Here is a 12,076-nt window from a genome sequence, read left to right as displayed (position 1 = left end):
AAAACCTTTAACCTTTACCCGGTTGGTGAGCTTGTCGAACCATTAACCTTTTCCCTAAATCCAATGCCGAGTTAAAAATGCACAAAGCGAGCATTATTGCCTTCTGCTATATCCTTAACTGAACCGTATTGAGACCCCTGATTCACCAATGGCGGTAGGGCAGCATAAAAAAATCGCCCCCTGAGTTCAGAAGGCGCTTCACCAAGGTGGTGTAGAGACGCAAATTTTCGCGTCTGGCGGTTTTAGCTAGCGATGTATTCTTTGACATTGGCACGACGGCGACGCAAATGAGCCAAAGCTTGATGCTCTAACTGGCGGACGCGTTCCCGGCTGAGATTTAATCTCTCACCGACTTTCGCCAATGACATTTCATTACCATCCTCTAAACCAAAGCGTAAGGCTAAAACTTCCCGCTGTTGGGGGGTTAGTTCTGCTAACAAGTTGTTCAAGTCTTGGCGCAAGAACTCTTGGTTGGTGTAATACTCTGGTGACGGGCCGTCATCTTCGAGCATTTCTTGTAACTCAGTGTCTTGGTTATCGCCAACTCGCACATCCAAAGACACTGGTTGACGCGCCATATTCAGGTACTCGCGGATCTGAGCAGGTTCTAGTTCCAGTTCTTTGGCAATTTCAGCCGGAGTAGGCGATCGCCCCAAGGTTTGAGCCAACTCGCGCTGCACTTTTTTGATTTTGTTGAGTTTCTCGGTAATGTGAATCGGTAAGCGGATAGTACGACCTTGTTGGGCGATCGCACGCGTAATCGCTTGGCGAATCCACCAGTAAGCGTAGGTTGAGAACTTATAACCCCTTGTTGGATCAAATTTCTCTACACCCCTTTCTAGCCCTAGCGTTCCTTCCTGGATCAAATCCAGAAACTCCATGTTACGCTTTTGGTACTTCTTAGCGATCGCAACCACCAAGCGCAAATTCGCTTCAATCATTTTTTGCTTGGCCCGCTTACCTTGGGCTACCGTTTGTTTCACCTCAGTTTCTGATTGGCTAACGTGGTCAGCCCACTCTGGTAAACTCGGTTCCCGGCGCAATTTCTTCGCCAAAGCTTCCTTGGCGTCGATCAGCGTCATCATTTGTTGCACCTGCTTCCCATAGACAATTTCTTGTTCACGGGTTAGCAGTGGTACACGACCAATTTCTCGCAGATAGGTTCGCACCATATCAGCCGTGAATTTGGTGTTCAGGTTTTCCGTTTGGGTATTGACAGTAGGCATTGGTGCGTTGTCCTCTACTCCGTAAACACAATGTATTTTTTTCTTACTAAAGTTAATTGAGAAAGGTAGTACATATATCACGGAACACTAGGAGCTACCAAAAGCAATGAGATCGATTGATAAAGCCGTTGTTAAGACGGTAAGCCCCTCAGATAGGTTCCCCCTACCTTCCCTAAATTTTTCAATCTTTTATAAGCACGCTGGGTCGTTTTTGAGAATTCTTCTCTTAGCCAGTTACTAACGGTAACTGAAAAATCCGAAGTCGATATGAGTTTTACTTAGCTTTATAATACGATAAATCAGGCGGATAGTAAAGTATCTTAAGATAAAGCTTGTAATTATAATTTAAAAATGCCGGTTTGCCAAAAAATTTTAAACTTCCTTGAAATTACTTACTACATCTATAGTGACGCCAAAAACCCCTCTTCTGTTGCTAAAAATTAGCCGGATAACCGAACTTAATTTGCTCTAGGAATGGAGGGATGTTACGAATTGGGGACTGGGGACTGGGGACACTTCGACAAGCTCAGTGCATTGCTGGGGACTGGGGAGACAAGGTAACAAGGTGACTTGAGTAAGAACTTGCAACCAGTCTTTCCCCTTGTCCCCAATTCTCCTTGTCTTCTTGTCCTCTTCCCATGCCTACTGCCCAATTGTTTAAAATCCTAAGTCGGCTTTCGCTAGTTCAGCAGCGGCGAATACTTCTGCGTCAGGTTTTTCTTCCCAAGCTGGGTCACCAATTTCTTCATAGAAAGCTGCGTCATAAGGACGGGTACGCACCACTACTGGCATAGGAACGGCGTGACCCAAAATTAAGGCTTGTTGCTTAGAGTCTAACTTCGCTAACACCGATCGCAGTCCGCCACCACCAGATACACCCGTAAAAATCGCGTCAATGTCTTTTTCATCGTTCAGCAGAGCGGTAATGCGAGTCCCAATTTGGGACATAACTTCATTATCTATTCCCGATGGGCGTTGATCAACTACCAAAAGTGTGACGAAGTATTTCCGCAACTCCCGAGCAATAGTTCCAAAGATAGTGCTTTGTACCACTGCCGGGTCTAAGAAACGGTGCGCTTCTTCAATGGTAATCATCAATGGTGTCGGGCGATCGCTCGGATTTTTGGTTTGCAGGAATTTGTCTGCCTTTTTAACGTAATGCTCGTGGATGCGTCTGGTGATCATATTGGTCACCAACATATAAGAGAGCATATTAGACTGGGAACCAAATTCTATCACAACATTCTTCCCAGATTCTAGGCACTGGACAATTTTACTAATATAATTTTGCGGGCAAACCGCTCGCATGTACTTCAAACTGTCCATCCGCAAGAGTTTGCGCTGTAATGCCATAATCGAGCCTTTGTGTCCGCGCTTCTCGTCGCAGAACATCTCGATTTCTTCATTACTCATATTTAACAGTTGGACAATCCAAGACTTGCCAAATTCGCTATAGAGAATATTGGCGTTATCCAAAGCTGCGTCAGAAAGTCCTAAATCTCGACTACATAACTTAATATCTTCAACTTCAATTTGCTCATAACTCAGATAAAGTTCTTGAGCATCACGTACACCCCGGCGCTTTGTCGATTCTGGGTCAAGGGTGTAAACTTCGACTTTATTGGGAAATAATTGCTTTAAGCCTTTAACAGTATTGACATTTTTACCTTCTGCAACTGCTTCCCAGCCATACTCTGAGTGCATATCAAAAATCAAATTGACTGCCGCACTTTTACGGATGACCCCAGCTAAAAGTAAACGCGTTAAAAAGGATTTACCAGTACCAGATTTCCCAAAAACCCCATTACTACGTTCCACGAAGCGATTTAAATCGATACAAACCGGCACATCCATGTCCAAAGGTTTGCCAATGGAGAAGTTGCGCCTTTGGGGGTCATCTTCCCAACCAAACACCCGGCGAAAATCATCAACACTGGCTTCGTAAACTTGACTAAAGTGGCTAGGAATAGTTTTAACAGGCAATAATTCCATCGTCGTGCTGGTTTGTGGCACAAATGAAGCCAAACCACTCGCTGATGGAAGAAAAGGATTTGCCGATTTGCCATTTGTCGAAGAAAAAGATTCTTCAGATTCCGGAGTAAACATCAACATCGGTGCGAGGTTGATAGTTCCGTATGTACCGCTTCCCGCTAAAACATCTCGTAAAAAAGTGTCTTCCCAATTAGGGGGATTAGCAATAATTCGGGCATTAGCAGCTCCTAGTGCCACATCTGTCAGCATACAAAAAAAACGCGATCGCATCCCTTGGACAACGAGAAACTTACCTACCCGCATATCTTCCACAGAAACGTCAGGATGCAATCGCACTTCTAACCCTTCAGTCAGAGAACCTTGAATAACCGAACCTAATGGCTGTCCCGAATTCATCTGATTAGTCATTAGTCATTAGTCATTAGTCATTGGTCATTGGTCATTAGTCATTAGTCATTCTCCGCGTTCCCGCGTCCCCGCGTCCCCGCGTCTCCCACTCCCCATTCCCTAATCAATTTGAATCGAAGTTGGCGCACTTGCCGATGGTGGTGTGGTACTAATTAAAGGTTTGCGAAATTGAGCATAAAGGCGATCGCGCCAATTAAAAAATGCCTCATAATCAGGATTCTCGGCTAATATTGGCAGCCCTTTACCTCTGATAGATGCTGGTAAATCTAGATACGGGCCATCAGGGAATTTCAGCAAGATTGATAAACCCGCTACCGCCAGGTCAGCTAAAGTCGGCTCATCTCCTGTTAGATAAGGACTATCTGCCAATAATAATGTTAAGGCTTCCAAGTCTTGTTTTAAGGATGCGATCGCTGACTGTATCACCTCTGGACTATAACCTACCCCAATACCGAACAGGGTCAGTAAGTCACTGGGTACTCCTTCAACTAGACTTTTAAATATATCTGGTGTGGAAGTGGGTAACAAAGACTTGCGGAAATTTTGATCTTGACTGACTGCGGCAAACAGCGCTTTACGACCCTTGATGCCTATGGATTCATCCGCCCATTCTTCTATTAATAAAGTTAAACCTCGTTTTTTGTCATCTTGTGGTAATAGTGGGCGATCGGGATATTTTAAGTCTAAATACTTAGCAATCTCCGTAGAATCTACAATATACCTATTACCATCCTTTAATACTGGAACTTGTCTTTGGCCAGTCAGTCGGAACAGTTCTACTTGTCCAATCCCAGGCGTAACCTCTATTTTGCGGTAATCTAATCCTTTAAAATCTAAAATTAGCCGCACTTTCTCTGAGTATTGCGATAGTTCCCATTGGTATAATTCAAGCATATTTTATACCTTATAACTACTGGTTTACTTCTTAACTTTACAATTGTATCTTTAGTTTAAGTAAATTTTATTAACATTATTCCTTTCCCGTCATCAGATTATCTATCTCTTCCTTTACGGTTCGTAAAAAAAATTTTTAGAAATCATTTATAAATTAAAAATAAAATTTTTGGCAGGTCTGTTAGCTATATATTTTGATGTGATTTGTCACCAACAACATAGTCAAAGATCCTACACACGATCTTAGATAGCCATGCGTGATGATAAAGCCGCCACAAACTCCAACTGAAGATTTACTCGATCGAGAATTAAATTTTATTGGATTTTTTAACCACTTTGATTCATAAATTCTGGCTTTTTAATTCTGACAGAATTCTTTCATCGACTGTAAACTAACTCGAAATATTGGATGTAAATTTGCTTTTTAGTAGATTGGTTGTGGATGTTATCATTAGCGATCGCTTGTAAATGTGAGATTTTCATACTTTTAGAGAATTTACACCACACCAACTGAAACTTTTAAACTCCTTTTAGTGAGAGGCACAAAATCTGCTGAATTTACATTAAATATGTGCTAAGTATATTTAATACTTATCACCAGTAAGCAACGTTGGATATTTAACCTTACTAGCACGAACTGTTCCCCAAGAAAAATCTTACTTCCCCCTTGGGTTAGATTTTGTGCATAGCAAAATGTTATAAATCTTTATGTAACGTGTGAACAAAAAAGACAAACAAAATTTATGAAGACAAATTACGGCAAATTGCTGACCACATTGGCAGGCATAGCAGGATTAAGTAGTTTCACCCTTCTGACGACTTTACCATCTGATGCCAAAGAGGTATTAAATCCTAACCCCAGTATTTTCAATGAAGCCCCTTATAATCGGGGTCAGCGCCTTCAAGCAAACGTTCAGTATACGCCTACTAACGCTGTTGCAGAAGTAAAGGACAATACCAAAGGCCAACAAGTAGCCCAGAGCAGTGGTGGTGGAGCGCTAAATCCCAGACCCAGTATTTTCAACGAGCCTCCCTACAACCGTGGTGGTAGTTCCACACCTGGTGAAGTCACCCCACCTTCTACCCCTGAAACTCAACCCACCACACCACCCATAGAAACACCATCTACCACACCCACAACTCCACCACCTGGTGGGACAAGTGGAACTCAAGGCAAAAATTTGTTAGCCTTGGCTGAATCAAACGCCTCTTTTACAACCTTAACCAAAGCTTTGAAAGCAGCAGGATTGACTGAAGCCTTGCAAGGCAAAGACAACTTGACCATTTTCGCACCCACAGATGCAGCCTTTGCTAAATTACCAGCAGACGCAGTGCGAGATTTGTTAAAGCCAGAAAACAAAGAAGTGTTACTCAAGCTCTTAACTTACCATGTGGTGCCTGGAAAGGTATTGTCTACTGATTTGAAGTCTGGTGAAGTTAAAAGCCTTGAAGGTGGCGCCATCAACATTAAAGTTGATCCTGCCAATGGCGTGACTGTCAACGATGCTAAAGTCACTCAGGCTGACATCACAGCTAGCAATGGTGTAATTCACGCCATTGATAACGTGATTTTGCCTCCTGACTTGTAGTTCTTAGGTACAAGCACAACTTGTAATACTATTTCGCAGTAACCCTGATACATATAAATTTTTCGTAGCTAAGATTGTTCGCTACGATTTTTTTTGTATGATTTTATGATTTGTGAGTGTTGAGTAATGAAAAGTCATCGAAGTTCAGAACGGCGACTAAAACCCCAATGGTAAAAAGCCGCCGCTCTGGTTTTTCGCTTAGTACTGAGTAGTAATAGAATTCAAAGCGAGCAACGTTATAGCCGCTGTCTTGACTCAGAAACTGACACTAATGTTGTCATAAATTAGACAATACATCCCGTGCAGCTGCTAAAGTCTGGTCAATATCTTCTTCGGTGTGAGCCAAAGATGTAAACCCAGCCTCAAATTGAGAAGGTGCTAAGTAAATACCGCGCTCTAACATACCGCGATGGAAGCGTCCGAATTTAGCTGTATCAGACTTTTTCGCATCTTCGTAGTTGTGAACTGGACCAGAGGTAAAGAATAAGCCGAACATAGCGCTGATTTGACCACCGCAAACCGCATGACCGGTTTCTTTAGCTAGTTGTAGCAAACCATCTGCTAGCTTCTTAGTAATTCGGTCAAGATACTCGTAAGTACCGGGCTTTTGCAGCAATTCTAAAGTCTTAATACCAGCAGTCATGGCTAAGGGATTACCTGAAAGAGTCCCGGCTTGATATACAGGACCCGCAGGAGCAACTAATGACATGATATCCCGACGACCGCCATAGGCTCCTACTGGCAAACCACCACCAATTACCTTGCCTAAAGTTGTTAAATCGGGAGTTACGCCAAACTTTTCTTGAGCGCCACCGTAAGCAATGCGGAAACCCGTCATCACTTCGTCAAACACCAACAACGCCCCATACTCATGAGTAAGTTCTCGTAATCCTTCGAGGAAACCAGCATCAGGCGCAATAAACCCAGCATTGCCGACCACTGGCTCAAGAATTACACCAGCAATTTCATCCTTGTTTTCTTCAAACAAGGCTTTGACGGCTTCTAGGTCATTGTAAGGTGCGGTTAGAGTGCCGCTAGTCGCAGATTTCGGTACACCTGGCGAGTCTGGCAAACCAAGCGTAGCCACACCAGAACCCGCCTTGACTAAGAACGTATCTGCGTGTCCGTGGTAGCAGCCTTCAAACTTGATGATTTTGTCTCGGTTTGTGAAAGCCCGCATTACTCGCAAAACTCCCATACAGGCTTCAGTTCCAGAGTTAACAAATCTAACCATTTCGATGCTAGGAACGGCATCAATGACCATTTCTGCTAACACATTTTCTAGTACTGAAGGGGCACCGAAACTAGTGCCTTTGTCCAGGGCTTCACGCAACGCTGCGGTGACTTCCGGATGAGCGTGACCGCAAATAGCTGGGCCCCAAGTGCCTACATAGTCTATGTATTGGTTGCCATCTACATCCCAAATATACGCGTCTTTAACGCGATCGAAAACGATGGGTTGTCCGCCTACAGATTTAAAAGCACGAACAGGAGAACTGACTCCTCCTGGCATCAGGTTTTGAGCCGCGGCAAAGATTTCTTGTGATTTTGTTGTTTTAATTGGGGTATTTACCAAGGTTCTCTCCTAACAGTGGGCAATAAAAAGCTCTATCTTAGGATAGGGTCAAAAGCTGCTTAGAACTTCTATCGTATAAAATTAGCGGAACCAAGAAAATAACAATATGTTATACAAGTCTAATGAAGACTTGCCTTTAGATATTCAAACTCGATTATCTGAGGCATACCAGGATCTATACCGAGCAGCTTTTAACTCGGCAATTGATTGGTATGGTGAAGCTTCAAAAGCTCATCAAGTCGCGTTGAGTGCTGTGAAGATGCACTCTGCTATGGAACGAAATGCTGTTGTTCAAAACTAAATTAAGACAGCTGAATTCAAAAAAACATACCACCTGCCCTATTTAGAATGGTATCGTGAATCCATGAATCATTCTCATTAGAGCAGACTAGCTGGTATGTATTCTAACGATTCGCATTCCCTACATTACGCCATTCCTGTTAAGGAAATTCGCTACGATGAACGGGGTCTAGTGCCCGCAATTGTCCAAGATTATCTGGATGGCACTGTCCTGATGATGGCGTGGATGAATCAGGAGTCGTTACAAAAGACTTTGGAAACACAAGAAACCTGGTTTTGGAGTCGTTCTCGCCAAGAGTTCTGGCATAAGGGAGCGACTTCTGGGCATATTCAGAAAGTCCGGAGTATCCGTTATGACTGTGATAGTGATGCGTTGCTCATCGGGGTAGAGCAAGTAGGAGATATTGCTTGCCACACAGGAGAACGGAGTTGCTTTCACCAAATAGAAGGAAAAATAGCTCCTCCACCAGGGGATACATTGTCCCAATTATTTCAAATAATATGCGATCGCCGCGACAATCCAATTGAAAGTTCTTATACCTGCAAGTTATTAGCAGGTGGTGATAACAAAATCTTAAAAAAGATTGGTGAGGAAAGCGCTGAGGTGGTAATGGCTTTTAAGGATGATGAGGCAGAGGCGATCGCTGGTGAAGTCGCTGATTTGCTATATCATACTTTGGTCGCCCTAGCTCATCATCAAGTTGATTTAAAATCCGTATATCGTAAGCTCCAAGAACGTCGCCGATAGCCAGTGTAGGAAAGAAGATTAGCTTACCCGTGTACCTACAGGTTGAACTTCTCTCGCTGAACCAATATGCGCTAACGATAATGAAATATCGTTAAATTTTATGCCAGCTAAAGCCCACTGAAGTTCAAGTGTTCCCACCCAGAAACGCGCCCGGTCTATGACACTCGCTAACATTGGATAGTCGCTTTCCATACGCTGCACAATACTTTCTCCGTAATTACCGAGTTGCACAGCAATATCACAAGCCGGGTCGCCCAAACCAGCTGTGCCAAAATCAATCAGGCCGCTGATGCTCTCTGATATAGGATCAAACAGAATGTGATACACTGGCTTATCGCCGTCGATTAGTACGGGTGTATAGGTCAGATCAAGTTCACCTGTAATGATGGGCGCAAACAATTCATGTATCCAAGTTTGCTGATGACGCCATAAGTGAGGAAAAAGAGTTTCTTGAACTTGCTCATACAACTGCAACCAATCTTCACGCGAACGTTCTGCACCAGAAGAAGACACCCCAGCATTCACTAAAACTTCATTTGGGATGCTGTGCAATTGTTGATGAAATCTGGCTAGTTGGGAGATAACACACGCTTGTGATGCTTCACTAAGTTTGAGGAGGGTGTTACGGGATAGCGGCTCACCTTTAATAAATCTGTAGCTCACAAAGCCTTCTGCCAGGTGTTCAAAGTAAGGAACCCGCAGTTCAACATATTTTTGCACGACTTCCAACACCTTAGCTTCATGGGAAAGCACTTGTTTTCCCCAGTCGTCTTTGGCAAAGCGACACACAATCTCATGATTAACAATTACCACATCGTTAACCATCCCATCTTGATTAAAGTCAAGATGGTCAATAGAGATATTGGGATAGATAGCACGAATTTTTTCGAGATACGAGAAAGGAATATTCACAGTAAATCCTGAGATAAGTACAACAAACAAAAATCAATATTTATCGAACTTTTAGCCCGATCGCAGCGACTGATAATGATTTGCCTGTTTGTTGTATCAACGTACCACTGTGATTTAACTCCTGAGAAGCTTTCTAAGTACGAGCATACCACTATTTTGATGATGAATCAGCCAAAATTCGACTCAAATACTGTAAAATTGCCACAGCGATCGCCACACTCAAAGAAAAGCCTAACCAAAAGCGATCGGAAATAATTCGCGGTTGGTCTAATGCCCATCCACCCAAAGGATGGCCAATAAAAGAGCCAACAGCCCAGCACAAAGCGTTGATAGAGAAATAAAGGCCGCGTTGATTTTCCGGGGCTAACTCGGTGACTAAAGAGGCAGCAGATGGGGTATAGGCAACAATCGCAACAGCAAATACTCCCAATGCTAATGTTGCCCAAACCAAATTATGAGATCCAGCAGTGCCGCTTACCCAAATGAGAGTAAAACCAATTGCCCAAAGAATGGCGGAAACAGTGAGGGCGAGTGTGTGTGAGCAACGTTTTAAGGCGCTGGTAACAGGCAACTGACAGATGATAGCTACCACCACATGCCAAGCAAATATTCTGCTAATAATAGTTTCAGCAAATCCTTTGTCGGTACTTTCGATGACAAAATTTTTGAAGTAAAGCGGCAGGATACTGTGTATCTGGGAAATGTAAATTGTGAAGAAGATATTAGCGGCGATGTAGACAAGGAAACGGCCATCTCTTAATACTGCTAGCCAAGAAGCAAAATGTTGTGTTTTTTCATGCTCAATTTCGTGCTTGTCGGTTTCACTAATTCCCACGTAGATAACGCCAAAAAACACTAAAAAAGAGATGGCATCAATAATAAATAGCCAGCGATAACTCCCAATTACTCCTATCAAAAACCCTGCCAACGTAATTCCGATCGCTAACCCCAGATTATCTGCTAATCGAGTAATGGCAAAAGTTTCGCGGCGATTCTCAATTTCGCTGGCGTCAGCAACAACAACTTCAACAGCCGGCCAATAGAAACCTATCCCTAAGCCGTTAATCAAGCTACCGATTACCAAAATAGTAAAATCATTGGTTGTAGCGAAAACTAAAGAAGCAATCGCTGAAATCGCCGTCGCCAGCAACAAAGTGCGGCGGCGTCCCCAACTCCCGGAATCTGCCAAAAAACCACCCACAATCCGCCCGACAATGCCGGAAATCGAGGCACTAGCCAAGGCTATGCCAACGGCGGTTGCAGATAAACCAACTTCATTGACAAAAAAGATGGGAGCGTAAAACAGAGTAAACCCAGTACCAACTTCTGAGAAAAATCTACCAATCGCCAAACTCCAGACCTGGGGATGTATCGAGGGCAACCATAAGGATAACTGGGATTGGGGAGCTAACTTCATCAGCTTAAATGTCATCCTTTAGTGACATTTTTGTAATTCTTATCATTGGTTGCAATTTTCCTCACTTATTCCACAGGGTTTCCACAGGGATTTTAGCAGTTTTCCACAGGTGTTTTACGAGCTAATGGGCTTCTGGCTATCTACTGGGGATTGTTAATTAACAGTGGTCAGGAAGTTGAAGGACTGAGTTTTTGTAAAGTAATGTAACGAAATTTTAGCTGAAAGCCTGATTATTTGGTGCTGATTTATTTTTTATACAACCGTTTTTAACATTTCGCAGCATTGACAAACCCACCCCCTCTTGGCGCACAATGATTCGGCTTGCTTTTGTAGTCCGTTCAACCTTTGACATCAACTGTGTAAAATTACCCTAGTTGTTGGCATAGATTGTCGGGCAGGCGAAAGATTGTGTGAGGTAGCCTGAAACTACTTCACCGCGAGCAACTTATCCCTGTTGATTGACCGAATTTTAGATTTAAATTTTGGATCTTAGATTGAAAATTCGGTCATATATAATTTAAAAAAGCTCTAGAGCAAGCGAATTTATACTAGTTTTGCTCCCAGTAAGCTAAGTAGAAAGAATCTAAAATCCCAAATTGAAAATTCTTGATTCAAGCCCCTACCTTCTTGAGAGGACAAGCATGGGGTCAATCTAAAATCTAAAATCTAAAATCCAAAATTGTTTGACCTCATAGGAGGAAAATCTCATGAAAGCAACGGTTAGCATTTTTACAGAAATTCCCGAATCACTTCACGAATCTTTAAAGAACTACTTAGAAACCCATCCTGATTGGGATGAAAACAGAGTATTGACGGCGGCGCTATCATTGTTTTTACTGCAAAATGGAGAGAGCGATCGCCGTGCTGCTCGAGTCTATCTGGAAACTTTATTTCATCATTCTTAAGTGAGAATACCTTGCATCGATTTACCAACAACAGCTAATCTACTAGACACCCGATAGATACTGGTATGAAGGGTACTATTCTGGCTCATGCCTGATATGGGCACGGAAA

The 12,076-nt window shown here is 43.0% G+C and carries 10 protein-coding genes; 4 read left to right on the top strand and 6 right to left on the bottom strand.

The window, feature by feature from the left end; all coding sequences use genetic code 11:
- Window positions 1-242 precede the first annotated feature (242 nt).
- The 3 genes from ACM0OY_RS29815 to ACM0OY_RS29805 form a co-directional block, all read right to left on the bottom strand.
- Window positions 243-1,226: an RNA polymerase sigma factor, RpoD/SigA family gene (locus ACM0OY_RS29815; RefSeq protein WP_414572385.1), complete on the bottom strand. Its 984-nt coding sequence runs from the start codon at window positions 1,224-1,226 to the stop codon at window positions 243-245.
- A 657-nt stretch (window positions 1,227-1,883) separates the two neighbouring features.
- A complete protein-coding gene (locus ACM0OY_RS29810) occupies window positions 1,884-3,614 on the bottom strand; it encodes a helicase HerA domain-containing protein (RefSeq protein ID WP_414572387.1) in 1,731 nt (576 codons plus the stop codon).
- A gap of 111 nt (window positions 3,615-3,725) precedes the next feature.
- Entirely contained in the window at window positions 3,726-4,520 is a 795-nt protein-coding gene (locus tag ACM0OY_RS29805; RefSeq protein WP_414572384.1) for a glutathione S-transferase N-terminal domain-containing protein, read from the bottom strand.
- Window positions 4,521-5,263: 743 nt separating this feature from the next.
- On the opposite strand from ACM0OY_RS29805, the gene ACM0OY_RS29800 reads away from it, so the two are divergent.
- Window positions 5,264-6,109, top strand: a complete 846-nt coding sequence (locus tag ACM0OY_RS29800; RefSeq protein ID WP_414572383.1) for a fasciclin domain-containing protein — start codon at window positions 5,264-5,266, stop codon at window positions 6,107-6,109.
- A gap of 277 nt (window positions 6,110-6,386) precedes the next feature.
- Here the strand turns inward: ACM0OY_RS29800 and hemL are convergent, their stop codons facing one another.
- Entirely contained in the window at window positions 6,387-7,685 is a 1,299-nt protein-coding gene (hemL, locus tag ACM0OY_RS29795) for a glutamate-1-semialdehyde 2,1-aminomutase (protein WP_414572382.1), read from the bottom strand.
- A gap of 106 nt (window positions 7,686-7,791) precedes the next feature.
- On the opposite strand from hemL, the gene ACM0OY_RS29790 reads away from it, so the two are divergent.
- Complete coding sequence (locus ACM0OY_RS29790; RefSeq protein ID WP_414572381.1) at window positions 7,792-7,986, top strand: ChaB family protein; 195 nt, start codon at window positions 7,792-7,794, stop codon at window positions 7,984-7,986.
- A 96-nt stretch (window positions 7,987-8,082) separates the two neighbouring features.
- Entirely contained in the window at window positions 8,083-8,733 is a 651-nt protein-coding gene (gene hisIE, locus ACM0OY_RS29785) for a bifunctional phosphoribosyl-AMP cyclohydrolase/phosphoribosyl-ATP diphosphatase HisIE (RefSeq protein WP_414572380.1), read from the top strand.
- Between the two features lie 18 nt (window positions 8,734-8,751).
- Here hisIE and ACM0OY_RS29780 read toward each other — a convergent pair whose 3' ends face one another.
- Window positions 8,752-9,645 carry a phosphotransferase gene (locus ACM0OY_RS29780; RefSeq protein WP_414572379.1) on the bottom strand — a complete coding sequence of 298 codons (894 nt, stop codon included), beginning with the start codon at window positions 9,643-9,645 and terminating at the stop codon, window positions 8,752-8,754.
- Between the two features lie 151 nt (window positions 9,646-9,796).
- On the bottom strand, window positions 9,797-11,077 hold the full coding sequence (locus ACM0OY_RS29775) for an MDR family MFS transporter (protein ID WP_414572378.1): 1,281 nt from the start codon (window positions 11,075-11,077) through the stop codon (window positions 9,797-9,799).
- Between the two features lie 692 nt (window positions 11,078-11,769).
- On the opposite strand from ACM0OY_RS29775, the gene ACM0OY_RS29770 reads away from it, so the two are divergent.
- On the top strand, window positions 11,770-11,967 hold the full coding sequence (locus ACM0OY_RS29770) for a DUF2811 domain-containing protein (RefSeq protein ID WP_073640948.1): 198 nt from the start codon (window positions 11,770-11,772) through the stop codon (window positions 11,965-11,967).
- Window positions 11,968-12,076 lie beyond the last annotated feature (109 nt).

This window comes from Nostoc sp. CCY 9925, from assembly GCF_963920935.1.
Lineage (GTDB): Bacteria > Cyanobacteriota > Cyanobacteriia > Cyanobacteriales > Nostocaceae > Nostoc.
This window is presented reverse-complemented; position numbering and strand designations above follow the sequence as displayed.